16 protein-coding genes and 3 tRNA genes are annotated in these 23,016 nt (G+C 63.6%); 11 read left to right on the top strand and 8 right to left on the bottom strand.

Translation table 11 applies throughout. The features are described from left to right. Nucleotides 1-9 precede the first annotated feature (9 nt). From glgX to B552_RS0125070, 8 genes are all read left to right on the top strand, one after another. Nucleotides 10-2,157, top strand: a complete 2,148-nt coding sequence (glgX, locus tag B552_RS0125105) for a glycogen debranching protein GlgX (RefSeq protein ID WP_019451817.1) — start codon at nucleotides 10-12, stop codon at nucleotides 2,155-2,157. Continuing rightward, nucleotides 2,154-4,331 (top strand): 4-alpha-glucanotransferase, encoded by a 2,178-nt coding sequence (gene malQ / locus B552_RS0125100; protein ID WP_019451816.1) that lies wholly within the window; start codon nucleotides 2,154-2,156, stop codon nucleotides 4,329-4,331. Before glgX ends, malQ begins: the two co-directional genes overlap by 4 nt. Nucleotide 4,332: 1 nt before the next feature. Next, nucleotides 4,333-6,921 carry a glycogen/starch/alpha-glucan phosphorylase gene (locus B552_RS0125095; RefSeq protein WP_019451815.1) on the top strand — a complete coding sequence of 863 codons (2,589 nt, stop codon included), beginning with the start codon at nucleotides 4,333-4,335 and terminating at the stop codon, nucleotides 6,919-6,921. 111 nt (nucleotides 6,922-7,032) lie between these two features. Further along, nucleotides 7,033-8,862 (top strand): malto-oligosyltrehalose trehalohydrolase, encoded by a 1,830-nt coding sequence (treZ, locus tag B552_RS27905; RefSeq protein WP_237718361.1) that lies wholly within the window; start codon nucleotides 7,033-7,035, stop codon nucleotides 8,860-8,862. A 12-nt stretch (nucleotides 8,863-8,874) separates the two neighbouring features. Then, entirely contained in the window at nucleotides 8,875-11,436 is a 2,562-nt protein-coding gene (gene treY, locus B552_RS0125085) for a malto-oligosyltrehalose synthase (protein WP_019451813.1), read from the top strand. 138 nt (nucleotides 11,437-11,574) lie between these two features. Continuing rightward, nucleotides 11,575-11,823, top strand: coding sequence for a hypothetical protein (locus B552_RS0125080; RefSeq protein WP_019451812.1), 249 nt, complete (start codon nucleotides 11,575-11,577; stop codon nucleotides 11,821-11,823). A 134-nt stretch (nucleotides 11,824-11,957) separates the two neighbouring features. Then, a complete protein-coding gene (locus B552_RS0125075) occupies nucleotides 11,958-12,176 on the top strand; it encodes a hypothetical protein (protein WP_019451811.1) in 219 nt (72 codons plus the stop codon). A 32-nt stretch (nucleotides 12,177-12,208) separates the two neighbouring features. Next, entirely contained in the window at nucleotides 12,209-12,415 is a 207-nt protein-coding gene (locus tag B552_RS0125070) for a DUF2188 domain-containing protein (protein WP_019451810.1), read from the top strand. 170 nt (nucleotides 12,416-12,585) lie between these two features. On the opposite strand, the gene B552_RS0125065 is transcribed toward B552_RS0125070, so the two are convergent. Beyond that, complete coding sequence (locus B552_RS0125065) at nucleotides 12,586-13,608, bottom strand: YeiH family protein (RefSeq protein WP_019451809.1); 1,023 nt, start codon at nucleotides 13,606-13,608, stop codon at nucleotides 12,586-12,588. Nucleotides 13,609-13,776: 168 nt separating this feature from the next. On the opposite strand from B552_RS0125065, the gene B552_RS0125060 reads away from it, so the two are divergent. Next, the gene (locus B552_RS0125060; RefSeq protein WP_019451808.1) at nucleotides 13,777-14,694 is read left to right on the top strand and encodes a LysR family transcriptional regulator; all 918 of its coding nucleotides are present in this window, start codon (nucleotides 13,777-13,779) and stop codon (nucleotides 14,692-14,694) included. A 6-nt stretch (nucleotides 14,695-14,700) separates the two neighbouring features. Here the strand turns inward: B552_RS0125060 and ybaL are convergent, their stop codons facing one another. From ybaL to uvrC, 6 genes are all read right to left on the bottom strand, one after another. Then, nucleotides 14,701-15,930: a YbaL family putative K(+) efflux transporter gene (gene ybaL, locus B552_RS27900; RefSeq protein ID WP_019451807.1), complete on the bottom strand. Its 1,230-nt coding sequence runs from the start codon at nucleotides 15,928-15,930 to the stop codon at nucleotides 14,701-14,703. A 438-nt stretch (nucleotides 15,931-16,368) separates the two neighbouring features. Then, a tRNA-Cys gene (locus tag B552_RS0125050) sits at nucleotides 16,369-16,442 on the bottom strand. Nucleotides 16,443-16,554: 112 nt separating this feature from the next. Beyond that, nucleotides 16,555-16,630 (bottom strand) — tRNA-Gly (locus tag B552_RS0125045). Nucleotides 16,631-16,719: 89 nt separating this feature from the next. Continuing rightward, nucleotides 16,720-16,795, bottom strand: a tRNA-Gly gene (locus B552_RS0125040). A gap of 180 nt (nucleotides 16,796-16,975) precedes the next feature. Beyond that, the gene (gene pgsA / locus B552_RS0125035; protein ID WP_019451806.1) at nucleotides 16,976-17,575 is read right to left on the bottom strand and encodes a CDP-diacylglycerol--glycerol-3-phosphate 3-phosphatidyltransferase; all 600 of its coding nucleotides are present in this window, start codon (nucleotides 17,573-17,575) and stop codon (nucleotides 16,976-16,978) included. A 161-nt stretch (nucleotides 17,576-17,736) separates the two neighbouring features. Next, nucleotides 17,737-19,749 (bottom strand): excinuclease ABC subunit UvrC, encoded by a 2,013-nt coding sequence (gene uvrC, locus B552_RS0125030; protein WP_019451805.1) that lies wholly within the window; start codon nucleotides 19,747-19,749, stop codon nucleotides 17,737-17,739. Between the two features lie 112 nt (nucleotides 19,750-19,861). On the opposite strand from uvrC, the gene earP reads away from it, so the two are divergent. Together earP and efp are read left to right on the top strand one after the other, a co-directional pair. Beyond that, on the top strand, nucleotides 19,862-21,013 hold the full coding sequence (earP, locus tag B552_RS0125025; protein ID WP_019451804.1) for an elongation factor P maturation arginine rhamnosyltransferase EarP: 1,152 nt from the start codon (nucleotides 19,862-19,864) through the stop codon (nucleotides 21,011-21,013). A 129-nt stretch (nucleotides 21,014-21,142) separates the two neighbouring features. Then, nucleotides 21,143-21,703 carry an elongation factor P gene (gene efp / locus B552_RS0125020; RefSeq protein WP_019451803.1) on the top strand — a complete coding sequence of 187 codons (561 nt, stop codon included), beginning with the start codon at nucleotides 21,143-21,145 and terminating at the stop codon, nucleotides 21,701-21,703. Nucleotides 21,704-21,753: 50 nt separating this feature from the next. Here the strand turns inward: efp and B552_RS0125015 are convergent. Then, nucleotides 21,754-23,016: IS4 family transposase (locus tag B552_RS0125015; protein WP_019451802.1), on the bottom strand; the 1,263-nt coding region annotated here is incomplete at its 5' end.

The raw sequence follows: 23,016 nt of genomic DNA, 5'->3' as shown, positions 1-23,016 counted from the left end.
GGGTATTGCATGGCGATCGCCACGATTGACCGTCTCCTGCCCGGCAAGCCCTATCCACTGGGTGCGCACTGGGATGGTCTTGGCATCAACTTCGCACTTTTCTCCGCCCATGCAACACGCATCGACCTGTGCCTGTTCTCGTCGAACGGTCACAAGGAGGTGCAGCGCTGGCCGCTGCCCGAGTGCACCGACGAGGTCTGGCACGGTTACCTGCCGCACGCGCAGCCCGGCACGCTGTACGGCTACCGGGCCTTCGGCCCCTACGAGCCCGTGCGTGGTCACCGGTTCAATCCGCACAAGCTGCTGCTCGATCCATACGCGCGCCTGCTGAGCGGCCCCGTGCGCTGGTCGGACGCGCTGTTTGGATACCGGCTGAACAGTCCGCGCGCCGACCTCACGCCGGACCGCCGCGACAGCGCGCCAGGCATGCCCAAGGCCGTGGTCGTCGACAACAGTTTCCAGTGGGACGATGACAGGCCGCCGGCCGTGCCATGGCCAATGACATCGATCTACGAGATGCATGTGCGTGGCGTCTCCATGCTGCGGGAGAACTTGTTGCCGCACATGCGCGGGACGTTCTTTGCACTGGCCGATCCGCGTTTCATCGACCATCTGCACCGGCTCAGTGTGACGGCGATCGAACTGTTGCCCGTCCATGCATTCCTGCAGGATCGCTTCCTTGTCGAGCGCGGCCTGCGGAACTACTGGGGCTACAACACGATGGCATACTTCGCGCCCGAGCCGCAGTACCTGGCCAGCCGGCAGTTGAACGAAGTGAAGGTGGCGGTCCGCCGGCTCCATGCCGCGGGTATCGAGGTGATTCTCGACGTGGTCTACAACCACACGTGCGAAGGCAGTGAGCTTGGGCCAACCGTGTCGTGGCGTGGCCTGGACAATGCCAGCTACTATCGCCTGATACCGGGCGACGAGCGTCACTACGTCAACGTGACCGGCTGCGGCAATACGCTCAACCTTTCCCATCCACGCGTGCTGCAGATGGTGATGGATTCGCTGCGCTACTGGGCCGAGTGCTATCACGTCGACGGCTTCCGTTTCGACCTTGGCACTACGCTCGGGCGCGAGAGCCACGGCTTCGACCCCGGCTCCGGCTTCTTCGACGCCATCCTGCAGGACCCGGTGCTGTCACGCGTCAAGCTGATCTCCGAACCATGGGACCTCGGCCCGGGCGGCTATCAGGTCGGCAACCAGCCTGCGGGCTTCGCCGAATGGAACGACAAGTTTCGCGACAACGCGCGGCGCTTCTGGCGCGGCGATGCAGGCCAGCGCGGCGAACTGGCCGCGCGGCTGACCGGATCGGCCGACCTGTTCGACCACCACCATCGCAAGCCATGGGCCAGCGTGAACTTCATCACGGCGCACGATGGCTTCACGCTTGCCGATCTTGTCAGCTACCGGCAAAAGCGCAACGAGGCCAACCAGGAAGACCATCGCGACGGCGCGGACGACAACGCCAGCGCGAACTGGAGCCCGGACGGCAGCATCGACGGCCCGACCGATGACGACGCGATACTTGAGACGCGTGGCCGCGTGGCGCGTGCGTTGATGGCGACGTTGCTGCTGGCGCAGGGCACACCGATGATCACCGCCGGCGACGAATGGGGCCGCAGTCAACGCGGCAATAACAATGCCTACTGCCAGGACAACGAGATTTCCTGGCTCGACTGGACCGAGGCCGCCGATCCGGCCAATGCGCCGATGCAACAGCTTGTGAGCCGCCTGATGGCGCTGCGCAAGCAATTGCCGGTACTGACGGAGAGCCGGTTCGTACATGGCCGCTCGCGCCCCGCGCCCGGGCTGGAGGATATTGCCTGGTTTGGCCCCGATGGCAACGAACTGACCAGCGAGCAATGGGGCGACCCCGAGGGCCGCACGCTTGCGCTGCGGCGTGCGGCGCACAGTGCCGATGACGAGGTCGAGGTAGTGCTGTTGTGCCTGAACGCCAGCGGCGATGACGTGGCGTTTCACCCGCCCGAGCCAGGCGAGGACTGGCGGCTGTTGTTCGACAGCGCGGCGCCTGACCTTGACGATGAGCCGCTGCCAGACGATGCGGACGGCAACCCCGTATGCAATGTCGCCGCGCATGCGGTGGTATTGCTGATCGCCGCCGTGCCCAGGGACGAGGAGCCAACGCCATGAGTTCCCACCACCGGCTTGATGACTCGTTTGAAGACCCCCTTGTGCGGCTGGCCCATCGCGCAGGCCTGCAGACGCGATGGCGCGATGCGTGGAAGCGGCCTCAAACGCTGTCCACGGATGCCCTCCGTACGGTGCTGAACGCGCTGGACCTGCCCTGCCGCACGGCCGGGGAATGCCAGGCATCGCTCTCCAGGCTGGTTGCCGAGGATGCCACGCAGCCGCTGCCGCCACTGATCACCGCCGACCAGGGATCGCCCGTTGCAGTGCCCTGGACGCACACGCTTTCCCAGCGGCCCTACCAGCTGGAATGCGAGGACGGCACCATCGTGGAAGGCATCGCTCAGCGCACCGGCGAAGGCACGATGGAGATCGCGCCAATCGACCAATGGGGCTACCACCGCCTGCTGCTCGGCGATATCGAGACCACCATAGCTGTCGCACCGCGACGCTGTTTCGGCATCGCCGATGCGCTGGCCGACTCGCCACGACCGGTGCCCACGCGCAGGCCCTGGGGCCTGGCCGTGCAGCTCTATAGCCTGAGACGCAGTGCAGCTACCGGCATGGGCGACCTTACCGCATTGGCACACTGCGCCGAGGCCGCGGCGCAGGCCGGCGCCGATGCCATTGCGATCAACCCACTGCATGCCGGCTTTGCGGGGCTGGCAGAACGCTATAGCCCCTACGCCCCATCGAGTCGCCTCTTCTTCAACGCGCTCTATGCAGACCCGGCGTGCGTCTTCGGGCAGCACGCGGTCGAACAGGCTGTCGCGGCACTGCGGCTCGGCAATGCGCTGTCGACTGCCGAAGCGAGTCCGGTCATCGACTGGCCGACACTGGCGCCGATGCGCTACGCGGTGCTGCGCTGGCTCTGGGAACATCGCGATGCACTGCTTACGCTGCAGCAACGGCAGGCATTCGCGGCATTCGGTGCGCGCGGCGGCAAGGCGCTGTTCGCACACGCGTGCTTCGAGGCGATCCAGGCGGAACCGCTTGCCACCGGATTGCGCGCCGAGGCCGCCGACTGGCGCAACTGGCCCCTGACGCTGCGCACGCCGGACGATCCCGCCGTCGCTGCCTTTGCCACCAGCCACGCCGATGCCGTTGGCTATCACGAATTCCTCCAGTGGCTGACTGCCGAGGGGCTCGCCGTGGCCCAGCGCCGCGCCCGCGCGGCCGGCATGGCGATCGGCGTCATCGCCGATCTCGCCGTTGGCACCGATCCCGCAGGCAGCCATGCGTGGATGCGCCAGCAGGAAATCCTCGGCGGCTTTCATGCCGGCGCCCCACCCGATCTCTACAATCCGCGCGGCCAGGACTGGGGCGTGGCGGTGTTCTCGCCTCGCGGCCTGCGCCGGTCCGGCTATGCCGCGTTCATTGAAATGCTGCGTGCAAACCTGGCGCACGCCGGCGGCCTGCGCATCGACCATGTGCTGGGCCTGGCGCGCATGTGGATCGTGCCAGCCGGGGCCCCTGCCACTGCGGGCGCATACCTGACGTATCCGATGGACGACCTGCTGCGGCTTGTCGCAATCGAATCGTGGCGGCACCGCGCGATCATCATCGGCGAGAACCTCGGCACCGTTCCCGAGGCATTCAATGCCGCACTTTCGGCACGCGGTGTGTACGGAATCGATGTATTGTGGTTTGAACGCGAGCCGGACGCATGTGACACGAGCGACACCCCCAACATGGCACCCGCAGCCGCGGCACCGTTCCTGCCTCCGGACCAATGGCCCCGGGACGCCGTAGCCACAACCAGCACGCATGATTTGCCGACGATTGCCGGCTGGTGGCGTGGCACGGACATCGCATGGCGTGCGCGGCTGCGTCTGTTGGGCACGAACGAAACGGAAGCGGGTCTGATTGCAGAACGTGCTACCGAACGCTCGTCGCTCTGGCAAGCCATGTGTAGACTCGGCGTGGCGGACGGCGAGGAGCCGCCTGTGGATCGGGCTCCGGTCGAGGCCATCCTGCGATGGCTGTCGCGCGCGAGCACACCGTTGCGCCTTGTACCTGCCGAGGACCTGCTTGCGCTGCGCGAGCAACCGAATATTCCGGGCACGGTCACTGGCCATCCGAACTGGCAGCGGCGGCTCGATGCGGACGTGCCAGCCATGTTCCGGCGAGACGACGTGCTGGCGCGTGTGACGGCGCTGTGCAGCGAGGAGGATTGACATGCCCCACCCATTCCACTCTGCCACGGCGCTCGCCGAACACACCGACGACACGCGTACCGCGATGTCGAGCGCAACGATCCGCCGCGCATTCCTTGACCACGTGTTCTATACGCAAGGAAAGCTGCCCGGGCACGCCAGCGAGAATGACCTCTACCAGGCGCTGGCCCATACCGTACGTGACCGGCTTGTGCAGCGCTGGATCAGTACGGCCGAGACCTACCAGGCGCAACCGTCACGTACGGTGGCGTACCTTTCGGCCGAGTTCCTGATGGGCCCGCATCTTGGCAACAACCTCGTCAACCTGGGCATCTTCGACGAAGTCCGTGCGGCCATGGCCACGCTGGAGTTGGACCTGGATGAAATCCTTGCCCAGGAAGAGGAGCCGGGCCTTGGCAATGGCGGCCTGGGGCGGCTGGCGGCCTGCTTCATGGATTCGCTTTCCACACTCGAGATACCGGCCATCGGCTATGGCATCCGCTACGAGTACGGCATCTTTCAACAGCACATCATCGACGGCATGCAGGTGGAGACCACCGATACGTGGCTTCGCCGTGGCAACCCGTGGGAGATCCAGCGCGCCGATTGTGCGGTGCAGGTTCGCCTTGGCGGACGGACCGAGCACTTCACCGATGACAATGGCCGTTACCGCGTACGCTGGATACCGGCAAAGACCGTGGTTGGCGTGCCGTTCGATTCGCCGATCCTTGGCTACCGCGTCAATACAGTCAACACATTGCGGCTGTGGCGCGCGGAAGCCACGGAAGCGTTCGACTTCGGCACGTTCAACCGCGGTGACTACCTTGGCGCAGTCAGCAAGAAGATCACCTCAGAGAACCTGACCAAGGTGCTCTATCCAAACGACGAGACACAGCAGGGCAAGGAGCTCCGGCTCGAGCAGCAGTACTTCTTCGTCGCCTGCTCGTTGCAGGACATGCTGCGGTTGCTGGAGGCCCATGGCATTCCCGTGAACCGCTTCCACGAGAAGTTCGCCGTGCAGCTTAACGACACGCACCCGGCGATTGGCATTGCGGAACTGATGCGGCTGCTGATGGACGAGCATGACCTGCATTGGAACGAAGCATGGGACATCACGCGCCGCACGTTTGCCTACACCAATCACACGCTGCTGCCCGAAGCGCTGGAACAATGGCCGATCGAACTGTTCGGGCGAATCCTGCCACGGCATCTGGAGATCATCTATGAGATCAACAGCCGCTTCCTGGATGAGGTCCGTGTATGGTTCTACGGCGACGATTCGCGACTGGCGCGGCTATCGCTGATCAACGAGCATGGCGAGCGCTGTGTGCGCATGGCCAGTCTTGCGTGTGTTGGCAGCCATACGATCAACGGCGTGGCGGAACTGCATTCACAGCTGATCCGAGAGGATCTGCTGCGCGACTTCCATGCCATGTGGCCGGCCAAGTTCACCAGCATCACCAATGGCGTGACACCCCGGCGCTGGCTGGCGCTGTCGAACCCACGCCTGACGCGACTTGTCACCGAAGCCATTGGCGACGGCTGGATCAAGGATCTGGACCGGCTTCGGGCGCTCGAACCGTATGCCGACGATCCGGGCTTCCTCGCGCAGTGGCAAGCCGTGCGGCGCGAGAACAAACGCGATCTGGCGCGGCTGATACACGACTGCACGGGCGTGGTGGTGGACCCGGCGTCGATGGTCGATGCGATGGTCAAGCGCATCCACGAGTACAAACGCCAACACCTTGCCGCGCTCCATATCATCGCGCTCTATCACCACATCAAGTCGGACCCTCACGCCGACGTGCAGCCCCGAACATTCCTGTTTGCGGGCAAGGCCGCGCCCGGCTATCACCATGCGAAGCTGATGATCCGCTTCATTACGTCGGTGGCCGAAGTGTTGCATCGCGACCCGCAGGTCCGCGACCGGCTCAAGATCGTGTTCCTGCCCAACTTCAACGTCACCTACGGGCAGAAGATCTATCCGGCGGCCGATCTCTCCGAGCAGATCTCATTGGCAGGCAAGGAGGCATCCGGCACGGGAAACATGAAGTTCGCGATGAATGGCGCCATTACGATCGGCACGATGGATGGCGCCAACATCGAACTGCGCGATGCCATCGGCGCGGACAACTTCTTCTCGTTCGGACTCAATGCTGCTGACGTCCAGGGGCTCCTGTCGGCTGGCTACCATCCGGCCGACTTCTATCACGGCAGCCCGGAACTGCGCGCCGTGGTGGACCTGATCCAGCACGGCTTCTTCTCTAAAGGCGATACGGCACTGTTTGCGCCGCTGTTCCATGGTCTGCTGGAACATGACCCGTATCTGCTGATGGCCGACTTTGCCTCGTACTTTCAATGCCAGCAGCAGGTGTCGGCAGCGTTTGCCGATACCGTGCGCTGGCAACGCATGTCGATCCTGTCCTGCAGCCGATCCGGGCGCTTTTCATCGGATCGCGCGATTCGTGAGTACTGCGAACGCGTGTGGCACGTGGAACGGGTTCCGGTGTCTCTGTTGCATCGGTCAAGCGGCCACGTCCAGAGCACGAGAGTTGCGGATCAGCCGCTGCACGCTCAGGCGAATGCGGCAAGTGATTCGAACCGGAGGTAGCGCGCCATGACATCCACAGTTTCCCCCACGCCGTTGGACGACAACGCGCAAACATCGAACTGGCAAACTTTGGGCATCGATCCTGGTCAAGCGAATTGCAAGGACGCCGGCATGCCGTTTCGCTTCGGCCCGGTCCGCCTGGCTGACGGTCGCGTGCGCTTCAGGCTGTGGGCACCGGATATGACCGGACAGGGAATCCGCCTGGAGGTTGCCGCGATGCCCCCGGTGCGAATGATCGAGGCGGAACCCGGGTGGTTCGAAGCCGTGACGGCTTGCTGCGATGACGCGCGTTACTGGTTCCGCCTTGACGATGGTGCGATCGTGCCCGACCCCGCGTCGCGCATGCAGACCGAGGATGTGCACGGTGCCAGCGTGCTGTGTCTGCCACGCGAGGACGGCACCGGAAGCTTTGCATGGAAACACCGCGAATGGCGCGGCCGACCCTGGCATGAAGCGATGATCTACGAGATGCACGTCGGCCTGTACGGCGGCTATGCCGGCGCCACGGCCGAGTTGCATCGGCTTGCCGCACTGGGCTTCACGGCCATCGAACTGATGCCGCTGGCGGAATTCCCGGGCAGGCGAAACTGGGGCTATGACGGCGTGCTGCCTTTCGCACCCGAGTGCAGCTACGGCTCACCTGACGCCCTGCGCACATTGATTGATACCGCGCATGGGCTGGGCCTGATGGTGCTGCTCGATGTGGTCTACAACCACTTCGGCCCTGACGGGAACTACCTGCACCGATATGCGAGCGCGTTCTTCCGGACGGACCAGCAAACCCCATGGGGGCCGGCAATCGACTTCCGCCACCCCGAAGTCCGTTGCTTCTTCAGCGAGAACGCCCGGTACTGGCTCGATTCCTTCCGCTTCGATGGCCTGCGGCTCGATGCGGTACACGCCATCGTGGATGCCGGCTGGCTGGCCGATCTGGCAAGCGATCTGCGGTCGTGCCTGCCGGATCGCCACGTGCATCTGGTGCTGGAGAACGATCACAACGACGTGGCACTGCTTCAGGCCGGCTATGACGCGCAGTGGAACGACGATGCGCATCACGCGCTGCATGTGCTGCTGACTGGCGAACACCACGGCTACTACAGCGATTTCACTGCTCACGTGCCAGGTACCGTGCCCGACACAGGCAATCCCGCATTGCATCATCTGGCGCGCGTGCTCAGCGAGGGCTTTGCATGGCAGGGGGAAATATCCGCTTATCGCAGCAGCAGCAGCAGAAGCACGGTCCACAGGGGGCAGCCAAGCGCAGAATTGCCGCCGACCTCGTTCGTGATGTTTCTGCAGAACCACGACCAGACCGGCAATCGAGCGTTCGGCGAGCGGCTTGCGACGCTGGCGGAGCCCGATGCGCTGCGCGCTGCCGTGGCGATGCAGCTGCTGTGCCCACAGATTCCGCTGGTGTTCATGGGCGAAGAGTTTGGTGCGCACACGCCGTTCCTCTTTTTCACCGATCATCCGCCCGAACTGGCGCAGGCAACGCGCGAAGGACGGGGGCGCGAAATCGCTGCATCGTTGGCTTCGTACGGCGGCATGAACGCGGCCCCAATGCCAGACCCCAATGCACCTGAGACCTTCGAAGCTTCGCGCGCTGTCTGCGACGAATCCAACGGCAACTGCCGCGCATGGCTCCACTATTACGGCGAACTGCTGTCGATCCGCCGGCACGAACTGGTGCCCCGCCTGCCCAACACCAAGGCCACGGGCGTGACGATACTCGGCGAGAAGGCGTTGGTTGCACGCTGGCGCCTTGGCGATGGCAGCCTGCTGTCGATCTGGCTGAACCTTGGTGAGGAACCGGTAATTGCCGATCGCGCCGACTGCGACGGAGGGCGGTCGCTCCATGCCAGCCAGCCCGGTGCGATGGCTTCGCTGGCCGCAGGCACGCTGCCCGCGCATTGCTGCGTGACCTGCCTGCTTGACGCTTGAAACGCGCGAGCCATGCCACAACCCGCTCCCCCGGAGATCCCACGCGCAACCGCGCGGCTGCAGCTTCATGCTGACTTCACGTTCGCGGACGCCGCGGCGCTGATCCCCTATTACAGCGCGCTTGGCATGAGCCACCTGTATCTGTCTCCGATCACCACCGCGCGGCCGGGCTCGGCCCACGGCTATGACGTGACCGACTACACGCAGATCAGCCCCGCGCTCGGCGGCGAAGCCACATTCCGCTTGTTCGCTACGCAAGCCCGCGCAGCGCGGCTTGGCATCGTGATCGACATCGTCCCCAATCACATGGCCGCCGATGCCACGCATAACGCATGGTGGCGCGACGTACTGGCGCGCGGCATTGAAAGCCCCTTCGCACATGTGTTCGACATCGACTGGTGCGCCCCCGATCCCGCAGTGCAAGGCAAGGTGTTGCTGCCGATTCTTGCCGATACGTACTGGCACACACTGCAAAGCAGTGCCATCGCCGTTGCACGGGACAACGCTGGTACTGTCACGCTGCGCTATGGCGATCATGACCTGCCATTGGCAGACCCCGTACCGGACGATGCCCTTCTGGCAACCACCCCGGAAGCGCTGCACGCGCTGCTTGAGCGCCAGCACTATCGTCTGGCCTGGTGGCGTACCGGCGCGGCCACGCTGAACTGGCGCCGCTTCTTCGAAATTGCCGATCTGGTCGGCGTGTGCGAGGAGCGTGCTGACGTATTCGATGCCGTACACGCGCTGCCATTCCGCTTGTACCAGGAAGGCTGGATCGACGGCCTGCGGATCGATCACGTCGACGGACTGGCGGACCCGGCGACCTACTGCCGACGATTGCGTGAGCGCCTGCAAAGCCTGCGTCCGGGTCGTCCATGGATCGTTGTCGAGAAGATCCTTGGCGAGGAGGAGTCACTCCCGCCCGATTGGCAAGTCGACGGCACCACCGGGTACGACTTCATGAACGACGTTTCCGCCGTGCTGCATGATTCGCACGGCAAGGATCGGCTCGATGCGCTGTGGACGTGGATCAGTGGCGACGCCCGCACCTACGATGAACACGTGCATGCTGCCAGGCGCCGCGTTCTGGCCCGCCATCTGGTTGCCGAATTCGATTGGCTCTGCACGCGGCTGCTGGCGCTGGCGCGGGCGGCGATTCCCACGCGCGACGTGACGCACCACGCGATTCGCCGTGCGTTGACGGAGTTCCTGACCGCATTTCCCGTCTATCGCTGCTATCGATCGGCAGCGGCCAGGCACGACGCACCATTCGACGATGCTGCGATTTCCAGTGCAACACGCGCCGCGCGCGGGCACCTGTCGCCCGACGAATCCAACGCGCTCGATCTCATCCTCGGTTGCTTGCGTTACGACCCACGGCCCGGGATTGAGCTTGATGCGATACGCGCGCGCCTTCAGCAATTGATGACCGCGCTCGCGGCAAAATCGACCGAGGACACCGCGTTCTATCGCTATGGTCGGCTGCTATCGCGCAATGAGGTCGGCAGTTGTCCGGGCACGCTTGCCATGTCGCCGGAGCGCTTTCACGCGCGCATGCGAGCGCGGCAGCAAGCGTATCCCCATGCAATGCTGGCCGTCGCCACTCATGATCACAAGCGCGGTGAAGATGCGCGAATGCGGCTGGCGGTGCTTGGCGAACTGGCTGACGAATGGGCCGAGGCCGTCGAAGACTGGGAGTCCCGCCTGGCGGCACTGGCCGCTTCGCCAGCCAGACCCGACGGCGCCGACCGCTTGATGCTCTACCAGACCGTGCTGGGGGCATGGCCAGCCGATCCTCACACCATGGAGGCCGAGGACGCACGGCATGACTTCATTGGCCGCATTCGCGAGTGGCAACGAAAGGCAATTCGCGAAGCGAAGCGCCACGGCAACTGGACGCAGCCTGATGCTGCATATGAAGCCGCCGCCGATGCGTTCCTCGATGCACTCGCTACCGGTGGTGCCGACAGCGTACTCGATAGCATCGGGCGGTTTGCCGGCAGAATCGGCAGTGCCGCCGCACTGAACAGCCTGTCGCAGACATTGATCGAGTTGACTGCACCGGGAGTGCCGGATCGCTATCAGGGCAATGAAACCTGGGACTTCAGTCTGGTCGATCCCGACAATCGTCGGCCACCCGATTTCGTCCGGCTGCAATCACGGATTGAAGACCACGCCGGCTGGCAGCACTGGCTCGCGCACTGGCGCGATGGGTGCATCAAGCAGCAGATCATCCGCTGCGTGCTGCAGTGTCGGCGCGAGCAGCCAGCGCTATTCAGCGAGGGCAGCTACATCCCTCTGCAGGCCAGCGGCCCCATGGCGCAGCATGTGCTGGCATTTGCACGGCGCGATGGGCGGTCAGAAGCCGTTGTCGTGGCCACACGTCTGGCCGCCCGCCACGTCGATCGTGAACTGCCGCGCATCGCGCCCCAGCTATGGCTCGATACCGCGTTGCCGGCCGACGGCGACTGGACGGACGTGTTGACCGGGCATGACGTGCACGCTTATGCCGGATGGCTGCGCCTGAGGGACATCCTGACCGTGCTGCCCGTTGCACTTCTCATCCGGACATGATGACGGCAACCGCCACCGCTGCCATGGAGAAACCCCTGAGCCACCCGTTGTAGGACGCCGCCCGATACCTGACTGCTTTCCGTTCGACTATCTGTGGTTACAGGGGTACCAGCAAGGGGTACCAGCATGGAGGTAATCATGCGACTGTCACCGGAGATCACACGCAGATTGGGCGAGCACCTCGAAGACCTGCACGAAACGAATCAGGTCATCGAGCGATTGGAGAAGCGCATAGACGCGCAGGAAAGGCGCATCGAGCAGCTGAAAATCGACGGCGTTGACATTGAGCCCGCCGAGAACCTGCGAGATGGCATGCGCGATAGCCTCCAGGAACTCATCAAGCACCGCGCGCTCATCATGCTCGCCATCGTTCAACGCGAGCCATGAACAGGCTGGCAGTCCTGATGACTCACATGGAAGCTGGAGGGTATGAGCCGACTCACAGAATCGGAAATCGTCCTACTTCGGAGTCCGCCGATTTCGCATAAAACAAAGACGTGCCCCACGGAAAAGGAATGTGAATGTCAACGTCTATCATCAAGGTCCTGTTCTCCAACGACGAGCGGTGGTCCGTCGAATCCAACGGCGAACGAACTGCATATGCGTGCCGCAGCGCCGCAATCTCCGCAGGCGTTCATCGTGCAATCGAAGAGGATGCCCTCCTGATGATCTACGAGCGCGACTCCGATCCAGACGCTCCGATCGATTCTCGGGACGTGGAGTTGGTCAACCAGGCATAGGACCAGGACCAGTACAGCATTGGAGAGTCACTATGTCCGGCGACATCCATGTTCTTCCTCACGAAAACGAATGGGCAATTGCCATCGAAGGAACGGGAACCCGCACACGGTACCAGTCTCGGGAGGCAGCCATCGCCGTAGCCACCCAGTTGGCGAAGCAGACAAGGGCGGAGTTGCTGATCTACGGGTGTGACGGCCAGGTCCATGAACGCAATTCGTTTGACCGCAGCGCCCTATAGCCGCCCTATAGCCGCCCTATAGCCGCCCTATAGCAACAGGGGATAAGGGAAGCCACAGCAGAATGCGATGACTCCTTTCGCAAATTCCCCCTTTCACCGCGACCACAAGGCCGCGGTCTTTTTTTGTCCGTCCAGGGGGCGCCGCCAGCGCCTGGATTACCCAATCCCCATCAGGCCAACTGCGAGCAGAGCGCCGCACCAACAACCATCAGGAAGACAAACAGGACGCCCGCCAGGGCCAGGGGCTTGCGGCCAGCGCGCAGCAGATCCCCGATGCGCGTATGCAGGCCGATGGCAAGCATCGCACAGGCCAGCATCCAGTTGTCCAGCGCGATCAGACTGGGCTTCCACTCCGCGGGTACCAGTGCGGCCGAATTGAGGGCCATGATGGCCACGAACCCGAGCGCGAACCACGGCACCGAGCGCAGCAGGCCGCGCAGGTTGCGCGAACCGCCGGAAGCCTGCGACCAGCTAGTGCGCGGCCACAGCGCCATGATCAGCAGCAGCGGGCCCAGCGCCAGCACGCGCACCATCTTCGCCACCACGGCCGCATCTGCGGTGGCATCGCTGACCATCTTGCCGGACGCAATGACCTGGGCCACTTCATGCAAGGTGGCACCCGTGAAAATACCGAACACCCGCTCGCTCACAGCAACATGCCAATGTTGCGTGGCCAGCTCGAAGAGCCACGGATACAGCAGCATGCCGACCGTGCCGAACAGCACCACGGTTGCCACCGCCACGGCCGTCTGGCGGTCGTCGGTACGTACGACCGACGACACGGCAATCGCAGCGGCCGCACCGCAGACCGCGCTGCCGGCGCTTACCAGGATTGCTTCGCGGCGGCTGAGGCCGAAGAACGAGGTACCAACCCAAGTGCCAAACAGCAGCGTGGCGACCAGCATCGTCAGCGGTACCACCACGCCGCCGATACCGAGTGCCGCAATCGCACCGAAAGTCAGGCGGAGGCCATACAGCGCCACGCCCAGGCGCAGCAGATGGTGCCGCGCGAACTGCATGCCGGGAGCAAGCGGCTGGAGCCAGTGTTTGGGCATCGTGTTCGCAGCAACCATCCCGGCGCCCATTGCCAGCGTCAGGGCAGACAGGCCGTACCGCGAGATGGCCGGGTGATCCGCGAGCACCATGGAAAGCCAGGCTATCGCACCGAGTGGCAGCAACGTCACAAGCCGCATGCGCCAGAGCGTCAGCGCCGACTGGGGAACGGTGGAAATCGCAGGAGTAACGGGGGACGAGGACATGGCGGCAACGGAGGCTCATCGGGTACGTTGCAGGGTAGACATCCCCGTCTAACCTGTAAAACGGGTAATATCGCTAGTCATTACCGAGTGTCTCGATAGATCATGGACCAACGCCCGTTACGCCTGACCCTGCGGCAGTTGCAGGTATTTGTAGCCGTCGCCCAGCACGGCAGCACGATAGCCGCGGCAGACGCGCTGGCCATGTCGCAATCGGCGGTCAGCGCATCGCTGGCGGAACTGGAGCGCGCCTTGAACGGCCCGCTATTCGACCGTGTGGCCCGCCGCCTGGCGATCAACGAGGCGGGGAGACAGTTCTTCCCCCGCGCGCTGTCGTTGCTCGATCAGGCCCAGGAACTGGAGCGCTTTGCGTCCGAAGGCGGCGTGCAACTGCGCATCGCGGCCAGCAATACGATTGGCAGCTACATCCTGCCCGCCCTGCTGGCGGGATTCCGCAATGCCCAGACCGGCCCGTGTGCGCTCGACATGCGCATCGGCAATACGCAGGACGTGCTGCAGGCGCTACTGAAATTCGAAGCCGACATCGGCTTGATCGAAGGCACCAGCCATGAGCGCGATCTGCGCAGCGTGCATTGGTGCGACGACGAGATGGTGGTAGTGGTTGGCCCCTCGCATCCGCTTGCGCTGGCCGGGGAGCAGTCCGAGCAATATCACGACATGCTGCGTGACGCCGACTGGATTGTGCGTGAGCCCGGTTCCGGCACGCGCGAAGTCATCGAGGCCCGCCTCGTGCCGGAACTCGGCGCATTGCGTTTTGCGCTGGAGCTTGGCAATGCCGAAGCCATCAAGCGGGCGGTCATGAGCGGCTTTGGCGTCAGTTGCCTGTCACTGCATGTGGTGCGCGACGAGATCGAGCGCGGCCTGCTCGTGGCGCTGAAAAGCGGGCTGCCACGCGTGATTCGTCCGCTCCAGCTGGTTGTCCATCAGGACAAGTTCCCCACCCAGGGCCTGCTTGCGTTCACGGAGTACCTGCGCGGGGCAGCGCCCGGCGTTGGTGCCTGACTGCGGTCAGGCCGGCTGCGGATCTCGCCGTTCGTCTTCGCGCGCGGTGTAGCGATCGAGCAGATGGAACAGCACCGGGTTGAGCAGGATCGACAGCAGCGCCCCCGCCAGGATCAGCGCCTGGCCACGCTCTGGCAGGATCTTCAGATAGACACCCAGGCTGGCCAGAATGAACGAGAACTCGCCGATCTGCGCCAGGCTCACGGCAATCGTCAGGCCGGTGCGGTTGTTGTGGCCGAACGCGCGCACGATACCCAGTGCGGCCAACGACTTGCCCACGACGATGATCAGCAGCGTCGCCAGCACGCCCCACGGGTCGTTGACGAGAACCATCGGGTCGAACAGCATTCCCACCGAGACGAAGAACAGCACGGCAAAGGCGTCGCGCAGCGGCAGCGATTCTTCTGCCGCGCGATGGCTGAACTCGGACTCGGCCAGCACCATGCCCGCGAAGAAGGCCCCCAGCGCAAACGACACACCGAACAGCGAATAGGCGCCAAAGGCCACGCCCAGCGCGGTGGCCAGCACCCCCAGGCGGAACAGTTCGCGGCTGCCTGTCCAGACGATGCGCTCGAGCATCCACGGAATAAAGCGGCGGCCAATCACCAGCATCACCACCACAAATGCGGCCACCTTGCCGAGCGTCGAGAGGATTTCGATCAACACTGCCATCGTACCCGGCGATGCCGCGCCCGGGTCGTCAGCACCGCCCAGCAGCCCTGCCATCGCCGGCAGCAGCACCAGTGTCAGCACCATTGCCAGGTCTTCGACGATCAGCCAGCCCACGGCAATGCGCCCCTGGGGCGATTCGACCAAATCGCGCTCCTGCAGCGCACGCAGCAGCACCACGGTACTGGCCACAGAGAGCGCCAGTCCGTACACGAGCCCTTGCCCCCAAGACCAGTCAAACCCCCACGCCACCAGCATGCCAAGCGCCGTGGCAATGCCAATCTGCACGATGGCGCCAGGAATGGCGATCTTCTTCACGGCCATCAGGTCCTTGACCGAGAAATGCAGGCCAACCCCGAACATCAGCAGGATCACCCCAAGTTCCGCCAACTCCGGCGCCAGAGCCTGATCGGCCGTGTAGCCCGGCGTGTGCGGCCCCACCACGATGCCCGCGCACAGATAGCCAATCAGCGGCGGAAGCCGGAACTTGTTGGCGATCGCACCCAGAATGAACGCCAGCACGATACCGCCGACGATTGTGCTGATGAGCGGGGTGGCGTGATGCATGCGTCTGGGGTTCCTTTCCGGTTGTCTCGATGTTTTGGGGACCACCCGCCCCTCGCGCGATCCCGCTGCGGGACATCGCACGACGAGATCACGCCCTTCGCGGGCGGGATCAATTGACGAGTGGTAAGGGAAGAGCAGCCGCGAACCGAGGGCGCGAGATGCAGCGCAGACATGCGGCACAGACATGCAGCGCAACGCTCCACGGCAGGGGCAGGGAGAAAGCAAAGCATCGGAATACGACTACGCGAGGTGGCTTGCCACGCCAGGCGCCGTCCCGGATGCGTACGGCATGGCGTAATGTAACACGCACGCCACGCAGGCCAACGTGAGAAAAATCGCAAAATGCTTGGCGATATTCCGAGAAACTGGGAAGCGGGGATGCGGGGATGCGGCGATGGAAAACAAAACGGCGCCACATGGGCGCCGTTTGCTTGCAACTGGAGGCGGAGGTCGGAATCGAACCGGCGTACACGGCTTTGCAGGCCGCTGCATAACCACTCTGCCACCCCGCCAGGTGACGATGCTGGATTGTATCCGGATTCGCTGCGGCCGTCGTACCGATGGCACTGCAACGCGGAGGCAATCCCGAGAAAGAAAAAGGGAAGCGCTGCTTCCCTTTGGGATTGGAGCGGGAGACGAGTCTCGAACTCGCGACCTCAACCTTGGCAAGGTTGCGCTCTACCAACTGAGCTACTCCCGCGTACTACTACAACTTTTACTGCTTTGGCAGCACTGCTGCCGATCCGATGACTTGCACCTACTTCGTCATATCACCGGATGCATTTAACCTGGAGCGGGAGACGAGTCTCGAACTCGCGACCTCAACCTTGGCAAGGTTGCGCTCTACCAACTGAGCTACTCCCGCAGGGCCCTGCATCTTACCGAAAAGCAGACTATCGCGCAACTTCTTTTAAACACGCAGCTTTATGCCGGCATTTCGCGCTAAGTACCGCTTATCTTGCTGCTTTCGTTTGCGTCGTCAGCAGCGAGAACGAGATTATTGCAAAGGACGATCCGGCTCGTCAACAACTTTTTGCATCAATCTTCATTTTTGTGCGCGCGCCTCGCCAACGACCTCGCTTCGCTCACGGATCTGCGGCCAGGCAAGCTTCATGTAATAGAACATCGACCACAGCGTAAGCACGGCCGCCAAATAGATCATCCAGCCGCCAAGCAACGACGCATCGACGCCGAACACCGCGTCATTGAACAGCAGCAACGGGATGGCGATCATCTGCACGGTGGTCTTGAGCTTGCCAAGGAAGTTCACGGCCACGCTCTTCGATGCGCCGATCTGGGCCATCCATTCGCGTAACGCGGAAATCGTGATCTCGCGCCCGATGATGATCAGCGCGATCAGGTCCGCCACGCGGCCCAGGGCCAGCAGCGACAGCAGCGCCGCCGTCACCATGAGCTTGTCCGCCACCGGATCGAGGAACGCGCCGAAGGACGATGTCTGGTTCCAGCGCCGCGCAAGGAATCCATCCAGCCAGTCGGTCGCCGCGGCAATGATGAAGAACGATGCCGCGGTAACGTTCTTGGTGTGCATCGGCAACCAGGCCTCGGGCAGGTAAAAGACCCCGACAACTAGCGGGATCATGGCCACGCGAAGCCAGGTCAGCAGGATGGGGATGTTCAGAGGCATGGGCGGAGCAAGGTCTGTGCGTTCCCGGGGAGACAGGACCGGTTGGCGATGTCGGATGCCGCGATTGTCGCCGATTTCGGCCCGACCTCGTGAATTCGGGCCGAAAGCCGCCCAGATAGTGCTGCAGTGACGCCTGGTGCCTAATGCCGGTGGTGCCGGCACTAGTGCAACTGGCGGTAGATTTCCTCGGCCAACGTCCGGGAGATGCCTTCGACACTGGCAAGTTCATCGATGCTGGCCGCCATCACGCCGCGCAGCCCACCAAAACGCGTCAGCAGCTTCTGCCGCCGGCGGGCTCCAACGCCCTCGATCTCCTCGAGCCGCGAAGTGGTCCGAGCCTTGGCCCGGCGTGCACGCATGCCCGTGATCGCAAAGCGGTGCGCCTCATCGCGGATCTGCGCCACCAGCATCAGCGCCGCACTGCCCTGCCCCAGTTCCAGCGAAGGCCGCCCATCGGCGAACACCAGCGTCTCCAGCCCGACCTTGCGTCCCTCGCCCTTGGCTACGCCAACCAGCAGGCCGATATCGAGACCCAGTTCCTCGAACACCTGCCGCGCCACTTCCACCTGACCCTTGCCGCCATCGATCAATACGATGCGCGGCATGCGGGGCACGCCGTCGCCGCTGTCGCCATTCGGATCGCCGCCGTCTTCCTGAAGCTGCTCCACAAGCTTCTGGTACCGCCGCGTCAGCACCTGGCGCATTGCCGCGTAGTCGTCGCCGGGCGTGATATCGGCGATGTTGTAGCGGCGATATTCGCTGTTCTGCATCTCGTGATGATGGAACACCACGCACGATGCCTGCGTTGCCTCACCCGCCGTATGGCTGATGTCGAAACACTCGACACGCAGCAGCGCCAGATCCTCCATGTCGAGGCTGATCGTCTCGGCCAGCGCGCGCGTACGCGCTTCCTGGCTGCCTTGCTCGGCCAGCCGGCGCGCCAGCGCCAGGTCAGCGCCTTGCGCGGCCATTTCCAGCCAGACCTTGCGCTGCCCCTGCGGCTGACGCACCAGCGCGATCTTGCGGCCAGCCTGCATCGACAGGGCCTCCACCACCGCGCCATCAGCCGGCAAGTGGCTGACCACGACGATCGGCGGCGGCGCCTGATCCAGGTAGTGCTGCACCATGAAAGCGGAAAGCACGCGCGTGGCAATGCGTTCGACCGGAAGCGGGCCTGCCTCAGCGGCAGCGCCAGACTCCTCCGCCTCATCGGTTTCCTCGACGATCATCGCCGCCTCATCCACGTGGGCAGGGAAGTACGCCTTGTCGCCCAGATGCCGCCCGCCACGCACCATCGCCAGGTTCACGCAGGCGCGGCCACCCTGCACCGCCACGGCGAGGATGTCGATATCGCGCGTCTGACCGACCTCTTCCACAGCCTGACGCTTGAGCACGGTGGACAGCGCGGAGATCTGGTCACGCACCGCTGCGGCCTGCTCGAACTCAAGCTGCACCGCATGGGTCTCCATCTTGGACTGCAGGCCCTCCAGGACCTCGGTCTCGCGGCCTTGCAGGAAGCGCGCCGCGTTGTTCACATCGCGCGTGTAATCGGCCTCGCTGATCGCCCCTACGCACGGCGCCGTGCAGCGGTGGATCTGATGCAGCAGGCACGGACGCGTTCGATTGTTGAAGACCGTGTCCTCGCAGGTCCGCAACTGGAACACCTTCTGCAGTATCTGCATGCTCTCGCGCACCGCGTGAGCGCTAGGGAACGGGCCGAAGTACTGGTGCTTGCGATCGGTCGCGCCGCGGTAGTACGCCATGCGCGGGAACTTGTGCCCGGTCAGCTTCAGGAATGGATAGGACTTGTCGTCGCGAAACAGGATGTTGTAACGCGGCGCCAGCGCCTTGATGAGATTGTTCTCTAGCAGCAGCGCTTCCGCTTCGGTCCGCACAACCGTGGTCTCGATCCGCACGATCTTGCCCACCATCATTGCGATACGCGGCGACAACTGCGTCTTGTTGAAGTAGCTCGATACCCGCTTCTTCAGGTCGCGCGCCTTGCCGACGTAGAGTACGTTGCCATCGACATCGAAATAGCGATAGACACCCGGCAAACCCGGCATGCGCGCAAGGATCGGGCGCGGGTCGAACGCCGGGGCGTCGGCCGGCTCCGGAGCGCCGGAATCTGGCGACGGTGACTCAATCGGTGGAACGGGTTCCTGCTCGGGCATCGGTCGATGAAAAGTGTCACGCACTGCGCCAACAGGGGGCGCTGGCTCTAGAATCGCAAGTTTAGAGCAATTCGCCCGCCGCACTCTTCACACGCGGCGGGCCGTCACCGTCATGCCAATCCGCTCCTGGGACATCTTCTGCACCGTCATCGACAACTTTGGCGACATCGGCGTCTGCTGGCGCCTGGCGCGCCAGTTGGCGCAGGAGCATGGCCATGCAGTCAGGCTCTGGGTCGACGACCTTGCAAGCTTTGCACGGCTGGCGCCCGAGATCGACCCGTCGGCCACCCACCAGCGCCTGGCCGGCGTGGACGTGCGCATCTGGAATCCGCAACCTGACGCCCCGTTCGATCCCGTCACCCCGCACGACGTCGTGATCGAAGCTTTTGCATGCCACTTGCCCGAGCCCTGCCTTGCACGCATGGCCGCGGCGGAACGCAAGCCCGTGTGGATCAATCTCGAATATCTGAGCGCCGAAGCATGGGTCAGCGAGCATCACGCCATGACCTCACCGCACCCGCGCCTGCCGCTGACAAAGTACTTCTTCTTCCCCGGCTTTGCGCACGGCACGGGCGGACTGCTGCGCGAATCGATGATTGGCGCGTCGCGCGCCGCATTCCTCGGCAGCCCTGCGGCACAGGCCACACTCTGGCACCGGCTGGGCGTGCAGCCTGTTGCCGGGGCGCTGCGGGCAAGCCTGTTCGCCTACACCAACCCGGCGCTACCTGCCCTGCTTGAACAGTGGCGCAACAGTGCAACGCCAATTCAGTGCCTTGTGCCGCAGGGGCTGGCAGCAACGCAGGCTGGCGAGTGGCTCGGCGCCACGCTGCACCCCGGCACATCGCACCAGCGCGGCAGCCTGACCGTGCAATGCATCCCGTTCGTACGGCAGGAGCACTATGACGAACTGCTGTGGGCCTGCGACATCAATTTCGTGCGCGGCGAAGACTCCTGCGTGCGCGCCCACTGGGCGGCAAAGCCGATGGTCTGGCACATCTATCCGCAGGACGACCACGCGCACCGCGTCAAGCTCGATGCGTGGCTCGAGCGTTTCGCGCACTCGGGCGTGACGCCGCAGGCATCCGACGCACTGACGGCATTCACGCGCGCATGGAACGCCTATGGTCACGCACCTGACTGGGCGGCGCTGCACGCACAACTCCCGGCGCTGACGTCGGACATGGACCGCTGGCAGCGGCAGTTGCAGCACTTGGGCGATCTGGCCGCGAATCTCGTGGCATTCTGCGAAAATCGGGTAAAATAACGGGTTGATTTTGATGGCGAGCCAAGTTCAAAGGCCCAAGAACAGCAAACGCCGGCTGCGCGCCTTCGCCATACCGAATTCCGGGCAACTCAACGATCCCGGACCATTTTTTTCAGGAAAACAGTTCAGATGAAAATCGCACAGGAACTCCGCGTCGGCAACGTGTTCATGATCGGTTCCGACCCGATGGTGGTTCAGAAGGCCGAGTACAACAAGTCGGGCCGTAACGCCGCCGTCGTCAAGATGAAGTACAAGAACCTGCTGACGGACGCCCCGGGCGAGTCCGTCTTCAAGGCTGACGACAAGTTTGAAGTGGTGGTGCTCGAGCGCCGCGAATGCACGTTCTCGTACTTCGCTGACCCGATGTACGTGTTCATGGACACCGAGTTCAACCAGTACGAAGTCGAGAAGGACAGCATGGGTGATTCGCTGAACTACCTCGAAGACGGCATGAACGTGGAAGTCGTGTTCTACAACGACAAGGCCATCTCGGTGGAAATGCCGACCACGCTGGTCCGTGAAATCATCTACACCGAACCGGCCGTCAAGGGCGACACCTCGTCGGGCAAGGTGCTCAAGGGCGCCAAGATCAACACCGGCTTCGAACTGCAAGTGCCGCTGTTCTGCAACATCGGTGACAAGATCGAAATCGACACGCGTACCGGCGAATACCGCAGCCGCGCCAACTAAGATTCACGGCGTCACGCAAACAAAAAAGGCAGCTTCGGCTGTAATGCCGTTCAGTTAAGGTCCTTTCTCAGGTACCGAACGGTGTAGCGAGAAGGCCGAGACTTAACGACCCGTGCGCATAAGCGCGCGGGTCGTTTTTCATTTGGGAGCGCTTTCAGGCGCTCGCGCAAGCGCTCTAGTAGAGCAGGCAGTTTGCCGTGTGATCGAGTCGCGGCAGCCCACATCAGTTCGTATTGGATGGTGTGGAAGGCCCGTATAAAGCTGATGTCGGTCGGAGCGATTTTGGCTTCGAGCGCCGCCTTGGCCATCTCCAGCCGAATCAGGTTGTAGGCAATCAGCGCGCCCCAGATTTCCTGGTAGACCCCATCTACCGTCTGGCTGCGCAATGTCAGCTCCATCCCAAGCATGGATTGCTTGAGCTCTCGGTAGCTTGTCTCGATCTGCCAGCGACGGGTGTAGCACGCGGCGATATCAGCTGGTTTGAAGCGGCGGCGGTCCCGCAGGGACGTCAGCAAAACCCGTTCGCGGCCGCGCGCGTCGATCGTGCGGATGGCGCGCGCCTCCCAGAACTCAGGCAATTCTGGACACTTCTTTCGCGCTTGGGGTGACACGCGCATGCGCACCGTGGCATCGTCGGGCTTGCCCTCGACAACCTCCCAGCGCGTGTTCGCCTTGGCTGGGATCACGAAGTGCCGATTGTGACCGCCGGAAGTGAGTCCGCACAGGATCTCGGCGGCCAGAAAGCCCTTGTCGAATACCGTAACCGAATCGTCCGGGATGCGTGGTACGAGTTGCTTGGCATACAGCATCTCGTTGGTGTCATAGCGGCCGAATTCGATGTCGCGGATCAGATGCGTTGGAATGGCCGTCAGCGTGACGGCACGCACTTGCGGGTAGCTCGCCAGCTTGCCGCTCGGATAGACCTGAGCGCCGAAGTGTTCACGGTTGGCCGGGCTGTCGGCGGTACGCAGGATCGTCCCGTCCATCGCCAGCAGACTCAGTCCTTTGAACGCATAGCTGGGCGCATCCTGCCGGCTCCAGGCGTCAGCCGACTCGTGAAACAGCCATGCCAGAGGCGCGTATCCGGTCCGTTGCCGCGCTTGCGCTACGGCGCTCTTGCTGACAAACGGGGCGGCGGCCGAAGGCAGCGCCAGATCGAGATCATCGACAATCTCGCTGATTGACTGATGCCGGTACAGGGCCAGCGCGATCACCAGCCAGACCACCTGCTCCGCGGGCAAGCGCCGGCGCCGAAGGCTCGCCGTACCGGTGGCACGCACCGCCTGCTCTACCCACTCGTAGGGCAAATGCTG

This window comes from Cupriavidus sp. BIS7, from assembly GCF_000292345.1.
Classification (GTDB): Bacteria; Pseudomonadota; Gammaproteobacteria; order Burkholderiales; family Burkholderiaceae; genus Cupriavidus.
The sequence above is the reverse complement of the archived record's forward strand: the minus strand, read 5'-3'. Positions and strand labels throughout refer to the sequence as shown.

Bases quoted from the DNA above. Each gene is read 5' to 3' on its own strand.
- malQ (WP_019451816.1), top strand. From the start codon at position 2,154: ATGAGTTCCCACCACCGGCTTGATGACTCGTTTGAAGACCCCCTTGTG.
- treY (WP_019451813.1), top strand. From the start codon at position 8,875: ATGCCACAACCCGCTCCCCCGGAGATCCCACGCGCAACCGCGCGGCTG.
- uvrC (WP_019451805.1), bottom strand. From the start codon at position 19,749: ATGCCCGAGCAGGAACCCGTTCCACCGATTGAGTCACCGTCGCCAGAT.
- glgX (WP_019451817.1), top strand. From the start codon at position 10: ATGGCGATCGCCACGATTGACCGTCTCCTGCCCGGCAAGCCCTATCCA.
- B552_RS0125060 (WP_019451808.1), top strand. From the start codon at position 13,777: ATGGACCAACGCCCGTTACGCCTGACCCTGCGGCAGTTGCAGGTATTT.
- B552_RS0125065 (WP_019451809.1), bottom strand. From the start codon at position 13,608: ATGCGGCTTGTGACGTTGCTGCCACTCGGTGCGATAGCCTGGCTTTCC.
- pgsA (WP_019451806.1), bottom strand. From the start codon at position 17,575: ATGCCTCTGAACATCCCCATCCTGCTGACCTGGCTTCGCGTGGCCATG.
- treZ (WP_237718361.1), top strand. From the start codon at position 7,033: ATGCCGTTTCGCTTCGGCCCGGTCCGCCTGGCTGACGGTCGCGTGCGC.
- earP (WP_019451804.1), top strand. From the start codon at position 19,862: ATGCCAATCCGCTCCTGGGACATCTTCTGCACCGTCATCGACAACTTT.
- B552_RS0125075 (WP_019451811.1), top strand. From the start codon at position 11,958: ATGTCAACGTCTATCATCAAGGTCCTGTTCTCCAACGACGAGCGGTGG.
- B552_RS0125070 (WP_019451810.1), top strand. From the start codon at position 12,209: ATGTCCGGCGACATCCATGTTCTTCCTCACGAAAACGAATGGGCAATT.
- ybaL (WP_019451807.1), bottom strand. From the start codon at position 15,930: ATGCATCACGCCACCCCGCTCATCAGCACAATCGTCGGCGGTATCGTG.
- efp (WP_019451803.1), top strand. From the start codon at position 21,143: ATGAAAATCGCACAGGAACTCCGCGTCGGCAACGTGTTCATGATCGGT.
- B552_RS0125095 (WP_019451815.1), top strand. From the start codon at position 4,333: ATGCCCCACCCATTCCACTCTGCCACGGCGCTCGCCGAACACACCGAC.
- B552_RS0125080 (WP_019451812.1), top strand. From the start codon at position 11,575: ATGCGACTGTCACCGGAGATCACACGCAGATTGGGCGAGCACCTCGAA.